Origin of the sequence: uncultured Megasphaera sp. (assembly GCF_958350005.1) — a bacterium.
Taxonomy (GTDB): Bacteria; Bacillota; Negativicutes; order Veillonellales; family Megasphaeraceae; genus Megasphaera.
Map to the genome: position 1 here is coordinate 1 of NZ_CATWFF010000012.1, position 22,649 is coordinate 22,649.

Annotated in this window: 20 protein-coding genes and 2 riboswitches; of the genes, 16 read left to right on the forward strand and 4 right to left on the reverse strand. The window is 53.5% G+C overall.

Annotated elements, in window-relative coordinates:
* From Q3886_RS01570 to Q3886_RS01620, 11 genes are all read left to right on the forward strand, one after another.
* Positions 1–1,079: tetratricopeptide repeat protein (locus tag Q3886_RS01570; RefSeq protein WP_301859403.1), on the forward strand; the 1,079-nt coding region annotated here is incomplete at its 5' end.
* A 122-nt stretch (positions 1,080–1,201) separates the two neighbouring features.
* Positions 1,202–1,738 carry a ComEA family DNA-binding protein gene (locus Q3886_RS01575; protein ID WP_301859404.1) on the forward strand — a complete coding sequence of 179 codons (537 nt, stop codon included), beginning with the start codon at positions 1,202–1,204 and terminating at the stop codon, positions 1,736–1,738.
* Entirely contained in the window at positions 1,735–3,852 is a 2,118-nt protein-coding gene (locus Q3886_RS01580; protein ID WP_301859405.1) for a ComEC/Rec2 family competence protein, read from the forward strand. The genes Q3886_RS01575 and Q3886_RS01580 overlap by 4 nt, the downstream gene beginning before the upstream one ends.
* The gene (holA, locus tag Q3886_RS01585) at positions 3,849–4,874 is read left to right on the forward strand and encodes a DNA polymerase III subunit delta (RefSeq protein ID WP_301859407.1); all 1,026 of its coding nucleotides are present in this window, start codon (positions 3,849–3,851) and stop codon (positions 4,872–4,874) included. Before Q3886_RS01580 ends, holA begins: the two co-directional genes overlap by 4 nt.
* 1 nt (position 4,875) lies before the next feature.
* Positions 4,876–6,435 (forward strand): VanW family protein, encoded by a 1,560-nt coding sequence (locus Q3886_RS01590; RefSeq protein ID WP_301859408.1) that lies wholly within the window; start codon positions 4,876–4,878, stop codon positions 6,433–6,435.
* Between the two features lie 38 nt (positions 6,436–6,473).
* On the forward strand, positions 6,474–10,091 hold the full coding sequence (locus tag Q3886_RS01595; protein WP_301859409.1) for a PolC-type DNA polymerase III: 3,618 nt from the start codon (positions 6,474–6,476) through the stop codon (positions 10,089–10,091).
* 87 nt (positions 10,092–10,178) lie between these two features.
* Positions 10,179–10,520 (forward strand): YerC/YecD family TrpR-related protein, encoded by a 342-nt coding sequence (locus tag Q3886_RS01600; RefSeq protein WP_301859411.1) that lies wholly within the window; start codon positions 10,179–10,181, stop codon positions 10,518–10,520.
* A 5-nt stretch (positions 10,521–10,525) separates the two neighbouring features.
* Positions 10,526–11,083, forward strand: coding sequence for a hypothetical protein (locus Q3886_RS01605; RefSeq protein WP_301859413.1), 558 nt, complete (start codon positions 10,526–10,528; stop codon positions 11,081–11,083).
* A 61-nt stretch (positions 11,084–11,144) separates the two neighbouring features.
* Positions 11,145–11,282, forward strand: a riboswitch (FMN riboswitch).
* A 104-nt stretch (positions 11,283–11,386) separates the two neighbouring features.
* The gene (locus Q3886_RS01610) at positions 11,387–12,919 is read left to right on the forward strand and encodes an FGGY-family carbohydrate kinase (protein ID WP_301859414.1); all 1,533 of its coding nucleotides are present in this window, start codon (positions 11,387–11,389) and stop codon (positions 12,917–12,919) included.
* 285 nt (positions 12,920–13,204) lie between these two features.
* On the forward strand, positions 13,205–14,065 hold the full coding sequence (locus Q3886_RS01615) for a 3-hydroxybutyryl-CoA dehydrogenase (RefSeq protein WP_301859415.1): 861 nt from the start codon (positions 13,205–13,207) through the stop codon (positions 14,063–14,065).
* Positions 14,066–14,235: 170 nt separating this feature from the next.
* Entirely contained in the window at positions 14,236–15,018 is a 783-nt protein-coding gene (locus tag Q3886_RS01620) for a short-chain-enoyl-CoA hydratase (protein WP_301859416.1), read from the forward strand.
* Positions 15,019–15,627: 609 nt separating this feature from the next.
* Here the strand turns inward: Q3886_RS01620 and Q3886_RS01625 are convergent.
* The 4 genes from Q3886_RS01625 to Q3886_RS01640 form a co-directional block, all read right to left on the reverse strand.
* Complete coding sequence (locus Q3886_RS01625) at positions 15,628–17,178, reverse strand: DEAD/DEAH box helicase (RefSeq protein WP_301859417.1); 1,551 nt, start codon at positions 17,176–17,178, stop codon at positions 15,628–15,630.
* Between the two features lie 129 nt (positions 17,179–17,307).
* On the reverse strand, positions 17,308–18,141 hold the full coding sequence (locus Q3886_RS01630) for a MetQ/NlpA family ABC transporter substrate-binding protein (protein WP_301859418.1): 834 nt from the start codon (positions 18,139–18,141) through the stop codon (positions 17,308–17,310).
* Positions 18,142–18,160: 19 nt separating this feature from the next.
* Entirely contained in the window at positions 18,161–18,814 is a 654-nt protein-coding gene (locus Q3886_RS01635) for a methionine ABC transporter permease (protein WP_301859419.1), read from the reverse strand.
* The gene (locus Q3886_RS01640) at positions 18,795–19,838 is read right to left on the reverse strand and encodes a methionine ABC transporter ATP-binding protein (RefSeq protein ID WP_301859420.1); all 1,044 of its coding nucleotides are present in this window, start codon (positions 19,836–19,838) and stop codon (positions 18,795–18,797) included. The genes Q3886_RS01635 and Q3886_RS01640 overlap by 20 nt, the downstream gene beginning before the upstream one ends.
* 74 nt (positions 19,839–19,912) lie before the next feature.
* A riboswitch (SAM riboswitch) is annotated at positions 19,913–20,010 on the reverse strand.
* A 252-nt stretch (positions 20,011–20,262) separates the two neighbouring features.
* Here Q3886_RS01640 and Q3886_RS01645 point away from each other — a divergent pair.
* The 5 genes from Q3886_RS01645 to Q3886_RS01665 all read left to right on the forward strand — a co-directional run.
* Positions 20,263–20,628, forward strand: coding sequence for a MerR family transcriptional regulator (locus tag Q3886_RS01645; protein WP_301859421.1), 366 nt, complete (start codon positions 20,263–20,265; stop codon positions 20,626–20,628).
* An 18-nt stretch (positions 20,629–20,646) separates the two neighbouring features.
* A complete protein-coding gene (locus tag Q3886_RS01650) occupies positions 20,647–21,039 on the forward strand; it encodes a MerR family transcriptional regulator (RefSeq protein ID WP_301859422.1) in 393 nt (130 codons plus the stop codon).
* Positions 21,040–21,086: 47 nt separating this feature from the next.
* The gene (locus tag Q3886_RS01655; protein ID WP_301859423.1) at positions 21,087–21,602 is read left to right on the forward strand and encodes a cyclophilin-like fold protein; all 516 of its coding nucleotides are present in this window, start codon (positions 21,087–21,089) and stop codon (positions 21,600–21,602) included.
* Positions 21,599–22,261, forward strand: coding sequence for a flavodoxin family protein (locus Q3886_RS01660; protein ID WP_301859424.1), 663 nt, complete (start codon positions 21,599–21,601; stop codon positions 22,259–22,261). Before Q3886_RS01655 ends, Q3886_RS01660 begins: the two co-directional genes overlap by 4 nt.
* A gap of 98 nt (positions 22,262–22,359) precedes the next feature.
* The coding region (locus Q3886_RS01665; RefSeq protein ID WP_301859425.1) for a carboxymuconolactone decarboxylase family protein at positions 22,360–22,649 on the forward strand (290 nt) is incomplete at its 3' end.

Here is a 22,649-nt window from a genome sequence, read left to right on the forward strand (position 1 = left end):
TGGCATATATTGAAGTATCGGCAAAAAAAGGCTGTGCAGAAGCGCAAAATCGTTTAGGTGAATGGTATGAAAGAAAACAGGACTATAAGAATGCAATGGAGTTCTATTCGTTAGCTGCAAAGCAAGGGCAGATCAATGCCATGTATCAACTTGGATTGGCATATCATCTTGGACGGGGTGTGGTTCATGATGATATTATGGCGATAAATTGGCTTGAAAAAGCTACAAGCCAAGGACATGCGGCAGCTAAGATTAGATTGAAAAAAGTTAAGTCTAGTGGATCGAATATAATCAATCAAGATCATCAGAAAACCAGTATTGAGGAAGCAATAGAGCGAGGCCATGTAGAAGCGAAGGACTTCCTGGAGAAAGTTAAGTTTTATGATACAATAGCCAGGTTGAACCCTGAAGATTTGTATAAAAAGGGTGTGGCCTATGAAAATGGCTATGGCGTAGCTCGCAATTCTCAGAAAGCAGTAATATGCATTGAGAGAGCAGCAGAGCAGGGAAACGCAGAAGCACAATTCCTTTTTGGTGAATATTATGAAAAAGGCTATGGAGTAGCGAAAGATATCAAGAAAGCCACCGAATGGTATGAAAAGGCTGCAGCATGGTACGAAAAAAACGCTGACTGGGGAAAAGCGGAAGCCTGCCGTCATAAAATAGAGCGTATAGCTCCTAAATCTGCGAAAAAATCGGCAGAGACTAACGAACCTGACAAAAAGGCAAATACGTCTGCTGTGCCGAAGAAATCGGGCTGCTTTATTACGACCGCTGTTTGTGGTTCTCTGAAAAAGGGAGATCATTACTATGAGCTGACCCGTTTTCGGGAATTTCGGGATCAGTGGCTGGCTTTGCAGGAAGATGGACCGGCTCTGATTCAGGAATATTATGCTGTGGCGCCTGCTATTGTGGAAAAGATTCAGGCACAGCGTCAGTGCGAGATTGTTTACCAACATATTTGGAATGTTTATCTCAAGCGGTGCCTGACATATATTGAAGAAAAGAAGTTTGATGCATGTAAATCCCTGTACATCGAAATGGTACGAACACTGCAGGACAAATACCTCAAAAACTAACCTACATTATCCCAACATTAAAGCTCCATTAGGAATGGATTAAGTTTTGGAGGTTGGGCAGGAACGGGGCTTCTGGTTGGCGAAAGAGTTGGCAATGAATCTTTTTTTGAGGAGGAGTTGCTGTGAGAAAAATACTGGTTGTTCCCCTGATTGCCCTGGCGGCGTGGTTCGTGTATGACCAGGGCCTGCCCTTTGCCGAGACGGCGGCAGAACCGCAGGCTGTCCGTGTTGAAGCGCCGGTGCCGCAGTCTGTTTATGTCTACATCAGCGGTGCTGTGCGCAATCCGGGACTGTATTCCTTTCCACGGCCTGTCCGCATTGGCGAGGCCCTGGAATCAGCCGGCGGCGCCTTGGCTTATGCCGATGTGGGAGCCGTCAACTATGCCGAAGAAGTGAAAGACGGCATGCAGATTCATGTTCCCTATGATCTGAATGGCCTTCCTGCCGTGGGAAGCACCGATGCAGATGGGCGCATCAATATCAACGAAGCGGACGAGACGAAGCTGGCCGAACTTCCCGGTATCGGCCCGGCCATGGCTAAACGGATTGTAGAGCACCGGCAGGAACACGGCGCATTTACGTCTGTCGAAGACCTGCAGAAGGTCAAAGGCATTGGTCCGGCCAAATACGGCGAGCTGAAAGATAAGGTCACCGTATGATCTACGCCGGACTTCTTGCAGCAGCAGCCTGCTGCTGCGGTATGGTTGCTGCCAGCCGTTTTCTGCTGCTTCCCCTGTACGGATGGGGCCTTGCCGCCGTCGCAGCTCTGCTGGCCTGCGTGGCTGTGAGGCGCCGGACCTATCCCTTTCTGCTGGCATTGGCCCTGGCGTCCTGTTTTCTGGGAGCGGCCCGCATGGAGTGGGCCGAACAGCAGTATGAAAGGCTCCCTCATTATTTGGGCGGCGCGGCTATTCAGATGGAAGGGACCATCCAGGAAACTGGCTATTCGTACCAGTCGGAAAAGGGTGAGCGGACGCGGTATGTCGTAGCGCTGGAGCAGTATGCCTATGCCGGTGATGACCAGGTGCGCCGCGGCGAAGGCTGCCTATTTCTGACGGTTCCTGCGAATGATCAGTGGCAGCCGTCGGCACGCGTGGCCTTTCAGGGCGTCGTGAAGCCCATTTCGTATTACCACAACCGGGGTGGATACGATACTTTCCACCGGGACAGGAATAAAGACATTTTCCTGAAGGCCTACAGTGACGACGAAAAGAGCGGCACCGTCCTGGCCGGGCCGTCAGGGTGGCGCCATTGGCTGGCTCAGCGGCGCCGCGAGATGACGGAACGGTTCCAGGCCGTCCTGTCGCCGGACCATGCCCACATGCTGAGCAGCCTGCTCTTTGGCGGACACTACGACAAGCTGCCGCCGGAGCTGATCGAAAGCTTCAGCACGACCGGTTTGATTCACATTCTGTCCGTGTCGGGGTCTCATATTGCCCTGCTCCTGTCGGCAGTGCAGCTGGCTGGCAGGGCGGCAGGGCTGAAGGCCGGGGCCCTGTTCGTTCTTTCAGCGGCCTTTGTCCTTGTCTACGGGGCCATGGCCGAGTTTTCTGCCCCCGTCATCCGGGCCTCCATTATGGGCATCATCAGTGCTTACAGCCTGGTGGCCCGGCGGGAATATATCGGCGCCCAGGCTCTGGGCCTGGCTGTGCTGGCCATGGTCTGGCACAGTCCTTACAGCGTCTATGATATCAGTTTTCAGCTGTCCTGCGGCGCATCGGCCGGCATCGTTCTCTTTCAGCCGCGTATCCGGCCTCTGGTCAGCCGCCTTCCTGCGGTCCTTGCCGACAGCATGACAGTCTGTCTCTGTGCGCAGGTACTGGTGCTGCCCCTGCTGCTGGCTCATTTTTCATCTGTACCGGTCTATGCTGTGCCGGCCAATTTCCTCATTGGTTCTGTCCTGGACGTGACTATTGTCCTGGGGCTGATAGCCGCCGTGTGCGGCATCGTCTGCGAGCCTGTGGGCCAGGCCGTCCTTACCGTGATTTCGCCGCTTCTGTCAGCAGCCGTCAAGGGGAATGCCTTTCTCGCTGCCCTGCCGCACAGCCGGTACTGGGCCGGGGCGTTGTCCGTTCCGGTTATAGCCTCCTGGTATCTGGCCGTGGCCTCTGTCCTTCTGCCGATGTGGCGGCGCAGACTGCTCTCGGCAGCGGCAGTGCTCATCGTCTTGTCCAGTGTATGGGGACGGATGCAGCGGCCTGAGGCAGTAGTGTATGTCTTTGATCTGGGACGGGACAAGGCGACTTGCGTCATATATGATGATAGTTCTGCTCATCTGTGGTATAATGGTAGCCAATGGGCCAATCCCCAGGGAATTTTGACGGTCCTGACGCCGGCTCTTCGCTATGAAGGTGTGTTCCGCCTGGCATCTTGCACGGTCTGGGGCTATGATGGGGAAACGCGGGCAGCCCAGCTGGCGTCCCAGTTTATTCTGGATGAACCGTGCCGGATTCTGTCGCAGCCGCCGGGTCAGGAGCTTACAGCAGGGCCCATGCCCTATGGCCTGTATGACCGGTGGGACGGGAAGGCCCGTCAGGCTGGCCCGCTGGAAATTCAGACCCTGCCAGACCCGTCGCTGGCCCTGTTTCCGTCTCAGGCACCGGTCCTTATTCTTCACGATCAGGCCGGGCGGAACGAAGGCTATATCCAGTGGCGCGAAGGGGCGGAACTATACGATATTCCCTGTTTTTCTCCCGGTGAAGACGGGCAGATTACCGGCATATACCGCCGGGGAATGTGGACATTTTTTACCTGTGGCGGTGACGACAGATGAAATCCATTGCAGTTATATATGGCACGGAAGAATACCTCATGGAACGGCAGCGGCGCCAGTTTCTGGAAGCCTGCCGGAACCGGGCCGGCGGAGAAGGGGATGTCCAGGTCTTTACGAAAGATGCTGTGACTGCTTCCGTCGTCGAATCCTTTGAAGGGGAGAGCCTCTTTGGCGGCGGCGGAATTACGGTCTGGCAGGACTGTCCCTTTTTGCCGCTCAAGCGGGGCGGCCGGTCGCGGAGTAAGCTGACGAAAGACGAAACGTGGTTTCTGCAGAAGCTGTCCGGCCTGGATCCGCAGAAAGGCGTCCTGTTTTATACAAAAGGCAATCTGGATACGGGCTGTGCCTTCTTCAAGCAGCTGAAACCTCTGGCTCAGGTCTTTGCCGGCGAGGCGGTGACGGAAAAGAACGTCATGCCGTATATTGTCGATTTTTTTGCAGAAAAAGGAAAGCAGCTGACCCAGCCTGCTGTCCAGTACCTGCGCAGCCTCTTTCAGACGTGGAGTGAAATCCCCCTGACCTATGTGTTTTCCGAGCTGGAAAAGGTCTGTATTACTCTCGATGACAGGCAGAAGACTGTCGGTCCTGACGACTTGACAGACCTGTTTTCCGGCACGATGGAAAAGAATCTGTTTACCTTTACGGAGTATTTCCTCCATCGTGACGGCAGGCATGCCATTCCATTTATTGAGGGACTCTTTTCCCGGCAGGACAGTTTCCTGAAAAATACGGGATTTATGCTGTCCCGACTGCGGCTGCTCCTGGCCTATAAAGAGTTAAAGCACGCCGGCATGGGGCCGCATCAGACGGAAGCGGTGCTGACGAAAATCAACAAAGGCCGCAGCGTGCGGTACGTACTGTATCGTCTGCAGAAAGCGGCGCCATACTGGAAAATCGAAGAGCTTTACGATATACTGGATAATTTGTTTATCCTGCAGCGCAATATTCGCCGGGGCACTGCCGCCGTGAGCGACATGGCCCCCCTGATTTGCCTGTACTGCGGATATAAAGGAAGGAATTAGCGTGGACGAAGCAGAAAGACAACGAAAAGAACGAATGAAGGAATACCGGCGGCGGTATCGTGAAAAGCATCATATTCACAAAAAAGCCACGCCGTGGAAGCGAATCGGCGGCGGAGCAGTTATGCTGGTCATTGCCGGATTCGCTGCTTTTTTTGCTGCTCAGCAGGCAGCGGCACAGCGCATTACTTTTGACGGCCAGCCCGTACAGGCCATGACCGAAGAAGACGTGCGCCAGTATCTTGATGACCGGGAAGATACGCTGCAGGGCCGGGCCATTCCGGTCATTGGCCGGGATATTGACGAAAAAATCGAGCTCGATGACCTGAACGTGCGCTTTGACCGGGAAAAGATTGCTGATGAACTGTATCTGACGGGACGCCGTGGTATGCCCTGGCAGCGCGTAGAAGAAGTGGCTGACGTCCTGCTTCACGGCAAGAATGTGCCCCTGTCCGTCACCGTAGACCAGGATAAGCTGGACGCACGGCTTCAGGAAATTCACGATGCCTATGACCAGGAACCTGTCAATGCCTATGCCGCACCGGCCGGGGACCTGCAGTCCGTTTCCATTCATCCCGAAAAGGCCCGCATCGTCATTAATACGGAAGCTCTCCAGTCAAAGGTAAAGGACCAGCTGGTCCAGGGAACCTTGGACACGGTAGATGCGCCGGTACAGTCCCGGGAAGAAGCTGATGTCAAGGCCGATGACCTGCAGGAAATCGACACGGTCCTGTCGTACTATACGACCCATTTCGACGATACGAACAAAGACCGCAATGAAAACATTGCCATTGCCCAGAAAAAGCTGAATTATGCCCTTGTGCAGCCGCAGAAGGACTTTTCCTTTAATTCCTATGTCGGCAAACGGACCCGCGATCAGGGCTATAAAGATGCGCCCGTATATTTTGACAATAAACTCGTCCCCGATGCCGGCGGCGGCGTCTGCCAGGTCAGCACGACCCTGTTTAATGCCGTTTTGCGGGCCGGCCTGTTTATTGCCAGCAGGGCACCTCATTTTGCGCCGGCAGCGTATGTGCCTGTCGGTATGGATGCGACTGTAGCCGATGATTCCCTGGATTTTGCCTTTTCCAATCCCTTCCGTCATCCCGTGTATATTTATACCGTAACGGATGCCAATTCCATTACGACCTATGTCCTGGGCAATCATGCTGATACATGCACTGTTTCGTTCCAGACGGAAAGCCTGCAGAATCTGCCTCATCAGGTCATTCACAAACACGACGATTCTGTAACAGCTGACACGCGGGAACAGGAAGGCTATGACGGCCACGATATTACCATTCGCCGCACCGTTGCTTATACGGACGGCGACAAGTATACCGATACGATTGTGTCACATTACGCGCCGAATGACGAAATCATCAAGACCAATGGGCCTGACGCTCAGGAAACGGTACAGACGTCGGATCTGCAACCCCAGGATATACTGATTAACGCACCGCATGATATGTTCCAGCCTGCAGCGCTGCCGGTCGATGACGGGGCTGTGGCAGCAGACGACGCAGCCGCCGATGATACGGCTTATGCAGCTGACGAAGAATAGCCGGCACGGCAGGAGCGTGCAGAAAGGATAGAAATGCAATGAAAGTATGGCATATTGTTCCCAAACAGGATATTTTCGTTCCCCTCACATCGGGACAGCAGGTATGTGTGCAGGAAATATGCGCCATGAATGAAGGAAAGCACTGGCATGTCATTACCCAGGCGCCGCAGGACGTATCAGACCGGGAACTGCTGCGCCGTCAGGTACGGCAGCGCCTGTCCCTGGTCGGCGACGTGACGGTAGAACACACGGTCACATCAGTCTATCACGGCGGCGATATGCCCCTTACGCCCTGTGATGCCGATCCGCTGCAGGAAATTGCCAATGTTTCCATGGATGATATGGACGGCTACGGTATTCCTCACGAAGACATTTATGAGACCGATGACGAGCTGTATGATGACGACTACCGCAAAGCCTGCAAGGCTGCCGAAGGAGAAGAGAAACCGAGCCGTTCGGCAGGCGGAAAGGCCGGTGGCGCCGGCACCGGCGATGACGGCGTATGGCTGGGGAAGCGGTTCAGCGGCGACGTCCTGCCTATTAACGATATTGTCGGCGAAGAACGAAATGATGTCATCGTCAAGGGGAAAATCGTCAAAGTAGAATTCCGCGAACTGAAGTCCAAACGGATTCTCATGACCTTTCAGATTGCCGATTCGGGCAATGGTATTTCGGCCCGGCAGTTCCTGGAAGTCGGCGGCAGCGGCGGCGGAAAGTACCGGCGCAAAAGCGCGCTCACGGCTGACGAGTACGACGTCCTGACCAAGCGCATGAGTGTCGGCGCCTTTGTGCGTATTCACGGCGATGTTATTTACGATACCTATGTCAATGACTACGTGTTCAGCGTCAAGGACATGATGGCCGATGAAGGCGCATCAGTAGAACGGGAAGACCACAGCGAAACGCCGCGGGTTGAGCTGCACCTCCATACGGTCATGAGCGACATGGACGCCCTCATTACGGTCAAGCAGCTCATTAAGACCGTCAAGAAATGGGGCCATCCGGCCGTTGCCGTTACCGATCACGGCGTGGTCCAGTCGTTTCCGCTGCTTCAGGAAATTTCCACGGATAAGACGAACAATATCAAAGTCATTTACGGCATGGAAGGGTACTTGTTCGATACGGCTATTGATCATTCGTACCACATCATCATTCTGGCCAAAAACCAGGTCGGCATCCGCAATCTGTACCGCCTGGTCAGCATTTCCCATCTGAAATACATTTACCGCGGCCGTCCCCGCATTCCCCGGGCCGTCCTCAATGAATACCGGGAAGGCCTCATTCTGGGCTCGGCCTGTGAAGCAGGCGAACTGGTCCGGTCCATGGTGCAGAAGAAGCTGCCCTATGAAGAGCTGAAAAAAATTGCGTCCTACTACGACTATCTGGAAATTCAGCCCCTGACGAATAACCAGTTTCTCCTGCGCGAAGGCCTCGTAGCCGATGAAGAAGGACTGCGGGATATTAACCGCACCATTCTGCGTCTCGGCGATGACCTGGGGAAGATGACTGTCGCTACATGCGATGCTCATTTCCTTAACCCGGAAGACAAGATTTACCGCGAAATCCTCATGACCGGCAAGGGCTTTAAAGACGCCCAGTATCAGCCTGATCTGTATTTGCGCACGACGGAAGAAATGCTGGAAGAATTTTCCTATCTCGGTGAGGACCGGGCCAGAGAAGTAGTCATTACCAATCCCAACAAGATCAACGACATGATCGAAGACGTACGGCCTGTGCCCAAGGAAACGCTGTACTTTCCGCAGATTGCCGGCTCGTCGGAAGCGCTGAAAAACATGTGTTACGACAAGGCCCATCAGATTTACGGCGATCCGTTGCCCAAAATCGTCGAAGACCGGCTGGAAGAAGAATTTACGTCTATTCTGGGCCATGGGTTCGGCGTGCTGTACTACATTGCCCATAAACTGGTTAAACACTCCAACGATGACGGCTACCTCGTCGGCTCCCGTGGATCTGTCGGTTCGTCCTTCGTGGCGACCATGTCCGATATTACGGAAGTCAACCCTCTGCCGCCTCACTATGTCTGCCCTCACTGCCAGTACAGCGAATTCTTCACACACGGCGAATATGGCGGCGGCTTCGACCTGCCTGACAAGAAATGTCCCAAATGCGGCGCCCAGCTGCACAAAGACGGGCACAATATTCCGTTTGCTATTTTCCTGGGCTTTGACGGCGACAAGGTCCCTGATATTGACCTGAATTTCTCCGGCGAATACCATCCCAAAGCGCATAAGTATACAGAAGAACTGTTCGGCAAGGACAACGTATTCCGTGCCGGCACGATCGGCGCTGTCAAGGATAAGACGGCCTACGGCTATGTCATGAAATGGGCCGAAGCGCGGGGTCTCCGCGTCAATGAAGCCTATGTCAACAGCCTGGTCAGCGGCTGCACCGGCGTCAAGAGTACGACAGGCCAGCATCCCGGCGGCGTCATGGTTATTCCCCGCGATATGGACGTCCATCACTTTACGCCGGTCCAGTATCCGGCCAATAAGAAGGACAGCGGCATCATTACGACCCACTTTGATTATCACTCCATTGAAGGCCGCCTGGTCAAGCTGGATATTCTCGGCCACGATGATCCGACGGTTATCCGTATGCTGGAAGACATGACCGGCGTCAGTGCCAAGACGATTCCCTTCGACGATCCAAAGACGATGAGCCTGTTCTGCTCGCCTGAAGCACTGGGCGTGACCGCCGAAGATCTGGGCTCCAAAGTAGGCAGCCTGGGCATTCCCGAATTTGGCACATCCTTTGTCCGCAAAATGCTCGTCGATACGAAGCCCCGGACCTTTTCTGAACTGGTCCGTATTTCCGGCTTTTCCCACGGCACCGACGTATGGCTGAACAATGCCCAGGACCTGATTACGTCCGGTACGGTACCGCTGAAAGAAGCCGTTTCGACCCGTGACGACATTATGAACTATCTGATTCAGCACGGCATTAAGCCCAAGACGAGTTTTAAAGTCATGGAAAACGTCCGTAAAGGCAAGGGCATTGACAAGCTGAACAAGCTGGGCCAGAAGACGACGAACTACGAAGAAGAGCTGAAAGAAGGCCATATTCCCCAGTGGTTTATCGATTCATGCCATAAGATCGGCTACCTCTTCCCGCGGGCCCATGCTGTAGCCTATGTTATGATGGCTTTCCGCATTGCCTGGTTTAAAATCAATTATCCTTTGGCGTACTACGCCGCGTACTTTACGATTCGGGCCAAAGCCTTCAAGCTGTCGGCCATGATTCACGGTCTGGAAGGGCAGCGCAAGGCCATGAAGGACATTGCTGCCAAGGGAAAAAATGCGACCAAAATCGAACTGGACCTGTATTCGGCCCTGGAACTGGCTGTCGAAATGAGCCTGCGCGGCTATTCCTTCCTGAACGTCGATATTGCCAAGTCCGATGCAACGAAGTTTACCATCTGCGACGGCAAGATCCTGCCGCCTTTTACGGCTATTGACGGCCTCGGCGAAAGTGTGGCCGAACAGATCGTCCAGGCCCGGGCAGAAGAACCGTTCAGCTCCAAGGCAGATCTGCGGATTCGCGGCAAAGTGCCGCAGCCGGCTATCGAACTGATGGCTGCCGAAGGATGTCTGGGCGACTTGCCGGAAGACGAACAGATCGACCTGTTTGCCATGTAAGTTTCCTATCGACATTGCGGTCAAAGTAGCTTATAATAAATATAAATTTTGTGTGATAAAGGATAAAAGCAGAGGGGATGACTGCCTGTGAGTGCCAATGAAAAACTGAAAGATCACCTTCATGATCAGCTGTTCACGGCGATTCTGGAGCTGAAGACGATTGACGAATGTTATGAATTTTTTGAAGATATTTGTACCATTCAGGAAATGAAAGCCATTGCTGCCCGCCTGGAAGTGGCCCGCATGCTGAAAGCCGGCGATATTTACGAAGATATTGTCCGCAAAACCGGCGCCAGTACGGCCACGATCAGCCGGATCAAGCGCTGTCTCGTATACGGCAGCGGCGGATATACGAAGATTCTGGACCGGATGGCTGAAAAAGATCCGGATCTGCTGCAGATTCACGGCGACAATAGTAAGGAACGATAAGAAGCATGAAATCAACCTTTAATGTAACGGTTTTTAAAAATGGCGATATGGATATTCTGCGCATATCGGTGTATGAAGAATTGTGGAAAGATTACAGGGCTTTTAAAAAGCGGGCGGCGCTGCAGCGGGAGAAGGGAACCGTCAAGGGCGATTTCCTGGCCCGGCGGTATGAACGGTCGGCACTGCTCAGTTTGTATGCTTTTTTTGAAGGCGTCGTCTGCCGGTGGTTCCAGCAGATCTGCCGGGACGATCCGTCGCAGCCGCAGCCGGAAGATTTGGCTGAACAGTGCCGGGTCATCTTGGCTTACAGTCAGGCACGCGGTCATGGTGGGCCGGTCTGTTCCCTGGCCCGGCTGGAAACACACATTTCCCGGTATGAGCAGCCTGACGTGGCTGTCCTGGAATACGTCGACAGCCGGACCCTGCAGTCCATCGAAGACAGTATGAACGAATTTCTGTCCTGCGTGGAAGGAGCCACGGGAATGACCCGGTTTCCGCAGCCCGAAAAATCAACAGCAGATCTGGTCGATTCTCTGGGCGGCATTGTGAAGGAATGTTATTAAGTCCCTTGCTTTTTCCATTCGCCTGTAGTATTATGAATATATAAAAATTGCATATTATACAGTACGTCTTTGAGGCATGGTGAGAAGGGAGTTCCTTTCGTATTCCTGACCGGCGGTGACAGTCCGCAACCTTCCGCAAGGGAGCTGATCCGGTGGTATTCCGGGACCGACAGTATAGTCTGGATGAGAAAAGACGGATGGCGCGAAAGGGTTCCTTTCAGCGTCCTTCTCCGTATGCGTGCGTAAAAGACTGGCTTGCCAGTCTTTTTTGTTTGCCTCGGGACTGGGAGAAAGGCAGGAAGAATGATGGAAGAACGGTATTATTTGGGATTTGATGCAGGAACGCAGAGTGTAAAAGTTGCCGTGTACGACAGTGCCATGCACTGCGTGGCCATGGATACGGCCAAGACGACCTTGACCTATCCGCAGCCTGGCTGGGTGCAGATGGATGTTGACGAATATTATCGGCTTATTAAGCAGTGCATGCGGTCGTGCAGCTATCAGCTGCGGGAACAGAAGATTCCCGTCACGGCAGTGCGGGCCATTATGGGCGACGGCATTATCTGCGGCATTGCCGGCATCGATGCAGACGGAGAGGCGCTGACGCCGTACGTCAATTACCTGGACAGCCGCACGGCAGACGACGTGGAGGCGCTGAAACGTCAGAACCTGGACATATGGGCCAGAGAAACGGGAAATGCCGAACCGAATATTATGTTTCCCGCCATGTTTGCCCGCTGGTTCCTGCGGCATGTGCCGGAATTTCGGGAACGGGGCGTTAAATTCGTCCATAACTGCCCGTATATTCTCATGCATCTGGCCGGCCTGAAGGGGGAGGATGCCTTTATCGACTGGGGTGCCATGTCCGGCTGGGGCCTGGGCTATGACGTAGTCCGCAAGGAATGGTCTTCCGAGCAGCTGCGCATTCTGGGTATTGACGAATCGTACATGCCCCGCATCGTGAAGCCCTGGGATATTATTGGCACCCTCTGCGAAGCCGATGCCCTGGAAACGGGATTTCCTGCAGGCATTCCCATCTGCGCCGGTGCCGGTGATACGATGGAATCCATGATGGGCAGCGGCATTCTGGAAGCAGGCCGGGCTGTCGACGTAGCCGGGACGTGCGCCATGTTCTGCGCCGCCACAGACGGCATTATTCCCGAACTGTCCGTGCCGGGAAGCAATCTGATCTTCAATTCCGGCACGCTGCCGGGGACCTATTTCTACTGGGGCATGGTCCGGACCGGAGGACTGGCCCTGCGCTGGTTCAAAGACAGCATTGCCCGCAGAGAAGACGATGCCTATTACGGTGAGCTGGATGCGCTGGCAGAGCGTCATCCTGCCGGCTGTGACGGCGCCCTGTTCATTCCCTATCTGACCGGCGGCAACGGCGAATTTCCCCGCGTCCGCGGCACTTTTACGGGGCTGACGCTGGACTCCGATCAGGGAGCCCTGTGGCGCTGCGTCCTGGAAGGAATTGGCTACGATTATATGGAAATTACGGACCGCTACCGGAAAGCTGGCATCAATCTGACGCAGCTTACCATTACGGAAGGGGGGAGCCGCGATGCCCTGTGGAATCAGATTAAAGCCGACATGCTCGACACGGAAGTGGTTACGCTGGAAGTTGCTGGCGGTGCTGTGCCGACAAACTGCATCGTCGCTGCCTACGGTGTCGGAGATATTGCCGATCTGAAACAGGCCCTCCAGCGGCAGCTCGTCATCCGCCAGTCCTTCCATCCTGATCGGGACCATACGGACCTGTACCGCCGTCACTACCGCCGCCGCCGTCACTTGCTGGCAGCGCTGAACGAAGGCGAAAGGGCTTCTGTATAATTTGTGAAAAATACCAAAAAGCTGCATAACAAAAGTTCATAATGTAACATAGTCCAGTGCGTTTTTGTTATTGAATAATGATGAAAACGCACTTGACTTGTTCTATGAAGGCGAAAAATGCATACGATTCATGCATTTTTTTAGAAAAAAACCTATTTTTCAGTAGCTTTTTTTGGAAAACGTGTTATACTAATGAATGTAAGCAGTGCATCTTAGTTAATTAAAGCAGTGATTTCGCGAACAAGAAATCGTGAAAAAAATCACGCTAATAAGGAGGAGTTCAACATGTTTTGTAAAAAAGTAATGGTTATTGGTGCAGGCACAATGGGTTCCGGTATCGCTCAGGTATTCGCTACACATGGCTGCGAAGTTGTTTTGAACGATATTAAAGACGAATTCGTTGCAGGCGGCAAGGCCAAAATCGATAAATCTTTGACGAAACTGGTTGCCAAAGAAAAAATGACCCAGGCCGACAAAGATGCAACGATGGCCCGCATTTCCGGCTTTGTAACCCGTACGGCTGAAAACATGAAAGATATCGACCTCGTTGTCGAAGCTGCCATTGAAGATCTGAAAATCAAATCGGCTATCTTCAAGGAATTAGACGAACTCTGCCCGGCCCATACGATTCTCGCCAGCAACACGTCGTCCCTGGCTATTACCCAGATCGGCGCTGCTACGAAACGGCCGGATAAAGTAATCGGCATGCATTTCTTCAACCCCGCACCGGTTATGAAACTGATCGAAATCATCAACGGCATCGCTACGTCGGACGACACCTTCGAAAAAGTAAAGGAACTGTCTGTCGAACTGGGCAAATCGCCGGTTAAAGTAGCCGACTTCCCTGGCTTCGTAGGCAACCGTGTCGTTATCCCCATGATCAACGAAGCTATTCAGGCTCTGATGGAAGGCGTTGCTTCGAAAGAAGATATCGACTCGGTCTGCAAACTGGGCTTCAACCATCCCATGGGCCCCTTGGCTCTGAGCGACCTCATCGGCAACGATGTTGTTCTCCATATCATGGAAGTATTGTACGAAGGCTTCGGCGATCCGAAATACCGTCCGTGCCCGCTCCTCAAAAAATATGTTAATGCTGGCTACCTCGGCCGCAAAACGGGCAAAGGCTTCTACGATTACAGCAAATAAGCAGACCTGTATGCGTGCAGCTTAAGCACCTGCGCGTGGAATCTGACCAAGTACATACGAATGTATTAAGCGATTTGTATTTCACAGGCAGTGGGCGTGAGAAATCACGCCCGTTGTTTGTACTATGACTATGTTGTATCTGTTATCTATTTATCAGGAGGGTTAGAACCATGGAATATCAGAACATTATATTCACTGTTGAAAACGGGATTGCCACGATTACCATTAATCGTCCAAAAGCACTGAATGCACTGAATCTGGCAACAGTTACGGAATTAAAAGATGTCGTAGCCAAAATTGCCGTCGATAAAGACATTAAAGTTGTCATCATTACTGGTTCTGGCAGCAAATCCTTCGTTGCCGGCGCCGATATCGTCGAAATGTCCACGAAGAACGCTGTGGAAGGCCGCGTTTGGGGCCAGGTTGGTCAGGATACCTTTACGGCTATTGAAAACCTGCCGCAGCCGGTTATTGCTGCCATTAACGGCTTTGCTTTAGGCGGCGGCTGCGAACTGTCCTGCGCCTGCGACATTCGCTATGCATCGGAAAACGCTAAATTCGGTCAGCCTGAAGTAGGCCTTGGCATTACGCCGGGCTTTGGCGGCACACAGCGTCTGCCCCGTGTCGTTGGCCGCGGCTACGGCAAAGAACTGATCTTCACTGGCGCCATGATCGACGCTCAGGAAGCACATCGCATCGGCCTGGTCAACAAAGTCGTTCCTCAGGAAGAACTGATGGACGCTGTCAATGCCCTGGCTAAGAAAATTGCCAAAAACGCACCGATTGCCGTACAGCTCGCCAAAGCTGCCATCAACCGCGGCATTAACTGCGATGTCATCACCGGTATTGCCTATGAAGCCGAAGTATTCGGTCTCTGCTTTGCTACAGCAGACCAGAAAGAAGGCATGGGTGCTTTCGTTGAAAAACGGAAAGCTACGTTTACGGGCAAATAATCCTTTTATTCACGGACACAACCAATATACCCATATAAGAAAAAGCCGCTCTCCTCATAGGGGAGTGGCTTTTTCGCGTCCGGCAATATTTTCATCACCTATACTGGAGGGCCGGGAGGCGACAGCCCTTAGTATCTCAGTCTGGTAAGATTCTTCATCCATCATGCCGGTCGCCCACAGGCCGTGGATCTCCCCATCATACCAGGGGGCCGGGAAGCGACAGCCCTTTGACCGTCCGCCCGGGACAATCCCTGTATACTCTCACTCCCGTGACGGAACCCATTGCGCGTAAGCGAATGCATAAGCCCTTACGCGGAACGGTCAGAAGGGCCATCGCCTCCCGACCTGGGGTATACGCCGCCTGAGCCTGAGACATACGGTATCACAGGGAGTCCATAGGCCGTCTGGCCGGCCTGCAGGCAGACAAGCAGCTGATTCGCAACTCTTCCTGATATTCCGGGCAGAGAGACAGGGTGGATTCTGCTGCAGACGGACAACGGCCTGTGGGCGACCGGCATGTGTGATGAGAATATTGTCAGAGCAGGAGACTTTTGAAGATGAAAAAACGAGACCGTCGCCTTTGCGACAGCCTCGTATCTCGTATGCAGATTAGTCTTTAAAATACGGTTTGAATACAGAACGGTTCGGTTCTTTCCGCTGTTTGGGCTTGGAGCTGCCTTCATCGCTCCGGTTTTTGGGGGAGAAATGACGGCGCTGACGGCGTTCGCCATTTCGTTCACCATCGCTGCGGCGGCGGTCTCCGCCATCGCGGCGACGACGGCCGTCACGGCGTCCGCTACCATTCTGCTGGCGCCGGGCCCGGGAGATGCGCAGCGGTGCTTCTTCCGTAATCTTTACGGGCGTTGTGTCCGGTTCTTTCGTCAGGAGCTTGATGGCTGCCGAAAGGAGCGCTACAGAATCAAAATGGGTGAGCAGTTCTTCTGCATTGGCCCGATACGTGCCGGTGCTGGATTCGTCTTCCGTCGTTTCGACGAGACGGCGAATGGCAGCCTGCTGAGCTCCTTCCAGGGCTTCCGAGAAGGTTGGAGCTTTGCGGCGGGCAATACGCCGTTTAATGAGCCGTTCAATAGCCCGGAGATGATCGATTTCCCGGGGAATGACGAAGGTCGTCGCTTCGCCGCTCTGGCCGGCCCGGCCTGTACGGCCTACGCGGTGTACGTAGCTTTCCGGGTCCTGGGGAAGGTCATAGTTGAATACGTGGGTTACGCCGCTGATGTCGAGGCCGCGGGCGGCGACGTCGGTTGCGACGAGAATGTCGATGGTCTTTTCCCGGAACTGGCGGATGACGGAATCACGTTTGGCCTGGGTCAGGTCGCCGTGAATCCCTTCTGCCGAGTAGCCCCGTTTTTTCAGCGCTTCAGCTACTTCATCGACACGACGTTTGGTCCGGACGAAGATGATGGCCAGGTCCGGTTCCTGCAGGTCCAGGAGGCGGCAGAGAACGTCGAATTTCTGGCGGTCCGGTACTTCGATGTAAGACTGTTCAATGAGGTCGATCGTTACTTCTTTGGCCTTCATGCGGACAATTTCCGGATCGTGCAGGAACGTTTCGGCCAGCTGTTGAATCGGTTTGGGCATAGTAGCGGAAAAGAGCAAAGTCTGCCGCGTAGACGGCGTAGCCGACATGATGAGGTTAATATCGTCAATAAAGCCCATATCCAGCATTTCATCAGCTTCATCGAGGACGATGGTCGAAATATGGCCCAAGTTGATCGTGCCGCGCTTCATGTGGTCAATGAGACGGCCCGGCGTGGCTACGACGATTTGCGGGCATTTCCGCAGACGGCGCAGCTGCCGTTCCATATCCTGACCACCGTAAATGGGCAGGGCCTGAATGGACGTAAACTGGGCCAGATGGTTTAATTCTTCGGCTACCTGCATGGCCAGTTCCCGCGTCGGCGAGAGAATGACGGCCTGAATGTCCTTGGAAGGCGGGGCAGCTAATATTTTTTCCAAGACAGGAATGCCGTAAGCTGCCGTTTTGCCTGTACCGGTCTGTGCCTGACCGATCATATCGCGGCCGGACATGGCGACGGGAATGGCCCCTGCCTGAATAGGTGTAGGTTCTTCAAAGCCCATTTCGTTCAGGGCCTGAATGATGACATCGCTAATATGTAAGTTTTTAAATTGTTCTAACATGTAGTCCTCCTTTATGTAACTTAACTATTATATCATTAGCATACTGAAAAAGATAGAGTACGGCGCAAAACTGAGGTAAAGAAAAAGAACTGCTTCCGGAGAAACAGTTCTTTTGGCTCTCGTATCCGATTAGAATGCCGGAATGAAGGCGCCTTTGTAGTGTTCTTCAATGTACTTCTTAATGACGTCGGAATGGTAAATATCGACGATCTTCTTGAGTACCGGATTGTCTTTGTCGTCTTCATGGACAGCCAGAATGTTGACGTACGGCGATTCTTTATCTTCCCGAAGCAGGGCATCCGTTACCGGATTTAAGCCCGCTTCCAGAGCGTAGTTGGTATTGACAGCCGCAAAGGTGACATCATCGAGAGAACGGGGAATCTGGGCTGCTTCCAGTTCCTGAATGTGCAGATTCTTGGGATTTTCCGTAATATCGGCAACGGCTGGATACTGTACGCCTTCTTTTACTTTGATAAAGCCGGCTTTTTCCAGGAGCAGCAGGCCCCGAGCGCCGTTGGTCGGGTCGTTCGGCACGGCGACGGTATCGCCGTCTTTTACTTCGTCCAGGCTCTTGATCTTATGGGAGTACAGGCCAATGGGGGCGAGAATCGTATTGCCAATGGCCGTAATCTTCAGGCCCTTGTCCTTGACCAGGTTGTCCATATAAGGCTTATGCTGGTACGAGTTCATGTCGATTTCCTTGTTGGCCAGGGCAATATCAGGCGTAACATAGTCGGAAAATTCCATGATCTTGATGTTGATGCCTTCTTTGGCCGCTTCTTTCTTGACCTGTTCCATAATGTCCGCATGAGGGCCCGGTGTAACGCCGACAGTAATATCTTTCTTTACCGTCGAGCCATTGCTGCTGCTGGCAGTGTCCGATGAACTGCCGCAGCCGGCGGCAAAGACGCATACGGCTGCAATAGAGGCTGCAGCTATTGCTTTCTTCCATATTGATTTCATAGAAAACACTCCTTTTCCCTTATTTTTTATTCTTTTTCCGCGATGCAAAGTCGCCGGCTGCCTGAATCAGGTTGACGCCGACAATGAGGATAATAATAGTGGCTAACATGACGTCGGCACGGAACCGCTGGTACCCGTAGCGAATGGCAATATCGCCGAGGCCGCCGCCGCCGATGGCACCGGCCATAGCCGAAGAACCGATCAGGTTGACGATGAGCACCGTAATGTTGTTGATAATCGTCGGCAGTGCTTCGGGAATGAGGACTTTGCGGATAATCTGAAACGGCGTGGCTCCCATGGATTCTGCTGCTTCGACGAGGCCGAAATCGACGTCGCGGATCGATGTTTCCACGAGTCGGCTCAGGAAGGGGATAGCCACGATGGTCAGAGGCACGCAGGCTGCCGTCGTACCGATAGACGTACCGGCAATGATCCGGGTCAGCGGAATAATAGCTACCATCAAAATGATGAAAGGAATGGAACGGATAATGTTAACAATTGTGCCTAATATCTGATTGACGACGCGGTTTTCCAGAATATGGCCCTTGCTGGTCGTAACCAGGGTGATGCCGAGGGGAATGCCGATAATAGCGGCAATGACCGTGGAAACAGCGACCATGAAGACCGTTTCCTGAATGCCCTGGAGCATTAACTTAATGATTTCTGGGGACATAGCCTAAGACCTCGCTTTCAATGGGTAATCCTTTGATATATGCCAGTGCTTTGGCCTGTGTTTCCATATCGCCCATAATGACGATGATAAGGTAGCCAAAGGGTTCATCCTGAATGTAGTCGATGTTCCCGTACAGAATGCTGACATAGGTGTTGAACTTCTGGACAATGGCGGCGACGAGGGGATCGTTCGTAGCCGAGCCTTTGAAGCGCAGGCGGACGAGAACATTCCGGTCCGGTGCGGGCTGATCGGTAATGCCCATCTTGGCAATCCCTGCGGGCAGCTGCATGTTGATGACGGACTTGACGAAATCCTTCATCGTCTGAGACTGAGGATTGGTGAAGACGTCGACAACGCGGCCTTCTTCCTTGATGACGCCGCCTTCAATGACGGCGACGCGGTTGCAGATTTCCTTGATGACGGCCATTTCGTGGGTAATGATGACGATCGTAATATGAAGGCGTTTGTTAATATCCTGCAGTAATTCCAGAATCGATTTGGTCGTCTGCGGGTCCAGAGCTGATGTGGCTTCGTCGCACAGGAGAATTTTCGGATCGCTGGCCAGAGCCCGGGCAATGCCGACACGCTGTTTCTGCCCGCCAGACAGCTGGGACGGGTAGTTGTGCTGCCGGTCCGTCAGGCCGACCAGTTCCAGCAGGTCGTCTACTTTTTTCCGGATCACTTCTTTTGGCGTATTGACCAGTTCCAGCGGGAAAGCGATGTTGTCAAAGACGGTCCGCGAAGACAGCAGGTTGAAATGCTGGAAAATCATGCCGATGTTTTTGCGTTCCGCCCGCAGCTGGGAATCGGAGAGGGCCGTCATATCCTGGCCATCAATGATGACGCGGCCGCTTGTCGGCCGTTCCAGCATGTTGATGCAGCGGACGAGGGTCGATTTGCCGGCGCCGCTTTTGCCGATAATACCAAAAATTTCCCCGTCTTCGATGGTCAGGTTAATCCCTTTCAGCGCGTGAACCGTGGCGCTGCCATCGTAGGTTTTGGTAATATTTTCCAATGTAATCACAGTATCAACTCCTTGGTAACGAAAAGGCAACAAAAAAACCGCCATACAGATGACGGTTATGTGCGCTGCACTGCGTTTCATCTGCCGGAACACTCCGTTGGAATTGGCACCTTCCCAAACGGGGGTTGCCGCAGCCTCATCGGGCCAGTCCCTCTGCTGCTCTGGATGAATGGTTCGTTTTGTTGTCAGAAAAAATAATAACACTAATCACTACGGTTGTCAATCCGAAACTTTCCCTTCTTTTTCCGCAATCTGGCCGTTCCTGCCGGCATAACGGAGAGGGCCTGTCTGTCTGCCCAGGGGCCTCGGTCCGAAATATGCCTGAACTGTATGTTTCAGGCAAGAAGATAAGCATTAGACAGACCGGGCCGCAGCCAGTATACTCAGGGTGTAGCCGAAAGGAGCAAGGAAAAGGAGGTGTCCTATGACGGCAGAAGAAGCAGGAGAACGCTATCAGATTCCGGCAGAGCTGCTTTCCGATTATGAACAGTGGCGGCCGGCCTGGGACGGGGAGCAGCGGTACGGGAACCGCCCGTATGATGACGGCGATATTGCCCGCCTGAGCATGATGCTGACCCTGCGCGATGTAGGCTTTGACAGAGACGGCGTGCGGCAGTACATGGAGCTGTTCCTGGCGGCCCGGAATACGGCGCCGGAACGGCTGCAGCTGCTCCGGGCACTGCGGGAACAGGTCGTCGATGATATTCACGTCCGTCAGAAGCAACTGGACCGCCTCGATTACCTGCGCTATCAGATTCAGCAGGGAAAGGAACCGGTCCTGACGACGTAACGGAAAGGAGAGAAAACCATGTTTATTCGGGAAATGGCAGCGCAGACAGGGCTGTCAGAAGATACGCTGCGGTATTACGAACGCATTGGAATCTTGCCGGCAGTGCCGCGCAATGGCCATGGCGTCCGCCAGTACAGTACCTATCATATCGAGTATATCGGGCTCATTCAGAGCCTGAAAGGCAGCGGCATGTCCCTGGAAGATATTCAGCAGTACATGAGCCTGGCCAGAGAAGGAGCGGCAACGGAACAGACCCGCCGGAACATGCTGGTCCGGGCCAGACAGCACCTTCTGCAGCAGCGGGCCCGCATCGAAGCAGCCGTGGCAGAAGCAGAGTTTCAGCTGGCTCATTATGAGACCTCTCTCCTCGTACGGACCAACAGCGTGGCCATGCCGCCAGCTGCCGTATAGCCGCAGTCCGTCCGGCATGGGGGAGAACGGAGGAGGTATACTATCCTATGAATATAAAACGATTTGCAATTTTCAGTACCGCTGCTGCCTGTGTGTTGTCGGCTGCAGCCTGTACGATGTCAGCAGACGACGGCAGACGACCTTCGCCGTCCCCACCGGTACAGGCCGGCACGATGGCCCAGACAGACGGCGGTCCGGTCATCCGCGTTTCCGATGAACAGGGACACGTGCTTCGTGTGCAGCTGAACAGCAGCCCTGCTGCCCAGTCGCTGTATGCACAGCTGCCCCTGACAGTAGATATAGAAAATTACAGCAACAATGAAAAGATTTTTTACCCGCCCCAGTCCCTGGCAACAGAGCAGTCGCCTCTGGCCAGTCCCGGAACCGGTGTAGTAGCCTATTACCGGCCCTGGGGAGACGTCGTCTTTTTCTACGGCCCTTTCAGGGAAAATGATAAACTCTTTTCTCTGGGCCAGGTGACAGAAGGGACCGAACAGGTTCCGGAACTGACAGGAACGATTTATCTGGAACGCAGCGAAGCTGCAGAGGGAGATACACTATGAATCGCAGAGAGTTTTTGCAGTGGTCCGGTGCCGGTCTGATGACCCTGTTTTTAAGCGGCTGCGGCACCATACTGACAGAATCGGCCAGTGCCGCACCTGCAGCGGGCCGCATAGGAGGAGGAAAGAACATGAATATTGTTGTACTTACAGGCAGTCCGCACCGCAACGGCACGTCAGCCTTACTGGCAGATAAATTTATCGAAGGCGCTCAGTCGGCAGGGCACACGGTATTTCGATTTAATGCGGCCTTTGAAGATACCCATCCCTGTCAGGGATGCGATCACTGCGGCATGGACGGCGACTGTATTTTCAATGATGCCATTCAGCAGAACCTCATGCCGCACATGCTGGAAGCGGACATGATCGCCCTTATTACGCCCCTGTATTACTACGGCATGTCGGCACAGCTCAAAACCGTCGTCGACCGCTTTTATTCGCGAACAGGCCGCCTGCACGGCAAACAGTCCATTCTGATGGCTACGGCCTATAACAGTGCGGACTGGACCATGACTGCCCTGGTTGACCACTATGATACGCTGGTCCGATACATGGAGTGGAACGACCGGGGCAAGGTACTGGCCATTGGCTGCGGTGCCCGCTCGCTCATCGAACGGTCGCCCTTTCCAGACCAGGCATACCGGCTGGGGGCCAGTTTATAAAGGAGGAGATGTTTGTGAAACAGCAGTGGAAAACCTGTGTCCTGGCAGCGGTGACGGCTGCCGTGCTGACAAATATATGTGCGTTAGGAGGAATAACAATGGCAAACAATGATACAGAACAGCAGCAGGCCGTAAAGGTTGTCCAGACAGCCGGGCGGGACCGGCTGGGCGATTTTGCGCCGGACTTTGCCCGCTATAACGATGATATCCTGTTTGGCGAAGTGTGGTCGCGCAATGACAAGCTGTCCCTTCATGACCGCAGCCTTATTACCGTATCAGGCCTTATCGGCTCGGGTATTATCGACAGCTCCCTGAAATATCACATTGCCACGGCCAAAGCCCATGGCGTGACGAAAGATGAAATGGTGGAAATGATTACGCAGCTCGG

Coding starts and splice junctions, on each gene's coding strand:
- holA (WP_301859407.1), top strand. CDS start 3,849: ATGAAATCCATTGCAGTTATATATGGCACGGAAGAATACCTCATGGAA.
- Q3886_RS01645 (WP_301859421.1), top strand. CDS start 20,263: ATGACGGCAGAAGAAGCAGGAGAACGCTATCAGATTCCGGCAGAGCTG.
- Q3886_RS01595 (WP_301859409.1), top strand. CDS start 6,474: ATGAAAGTATGGCATATTGTTCCCAAACAGGATATTTTCGTTCCCCTC.
- Q3886_RS01635 (WP_301859419.1), bottom strand. CDS start 18,814: ATGTCCCCAGAAATCATTAAGTTAATGCTCCAGGGCATTCAGGAAACG.
- Q3886_RS01580 (WP_301859405.1), top strand. CDS start 1,735: ATGATCTACGCCGGACTTCTTGCAGCAGCAGCCTGCTGCTGCGGTATG.
- Q3886_RS01620 (WP_301859416.1), top strand. CDS start 14,236: ATGGAATATCAGAACATTATATTCACTGTTGAAAACGGGATTGCCACG.
- Q3886_RS01610 (WP_301859414.1), top strand. CDS start 11,387: ATGATGGAAGAACGGTATTATTTGGGATTTGATGCAGGAACGCAGAGT.
- Q3886_RS01625 (WP_301859417.1), bottom strand. CDS start 17,178: ATGTTAGAACAATTTAAAAACTTACATATTAGCGATGTCATCATTCAG.
- Q3886_RS01605 (WP_301859413.1), top strand. CDS start 10,526: ATGAAATCAACCTTTAATGTAACGGTTTTTAAAAATGGCGATATGGAT.
- Q3886_RS01650 (WP_301859422.1), top strand. CDS start 20,647: ATGTTTATTCGGGAAATGGCAGCGCAGACAGGGCTGTCAGAAGATACG.
- Q3886_RS01660 (WP_301859424.1), top strand. CDS start 21,599: ATGAATCGCAGAGAGTTTTTGCAGTGGTCCGGTGCCGGTCTGATGACC.
- Q3886_RS01630 (WP_301859418.1), bottom strand. CDS start 18,141: ATGAAATCAATATGGAAGAAAGCAATAGCTGCAGCCTCTATTGCAGCC.
- Q3886_RS01655 (WP_301859423.1), top strand. CDS start 21,087: ATGAATATAAAACGATTTGCAATTTTCAGTACCGCTGCTGCCTGTGTG.
- Q3886_RS01615 (WP_301859415.1), top strand. CDS start 13,205: ATGTTTTGTAAAAAAGTAATGGTTATTGGTGCAGGCACAATGGGTTCC.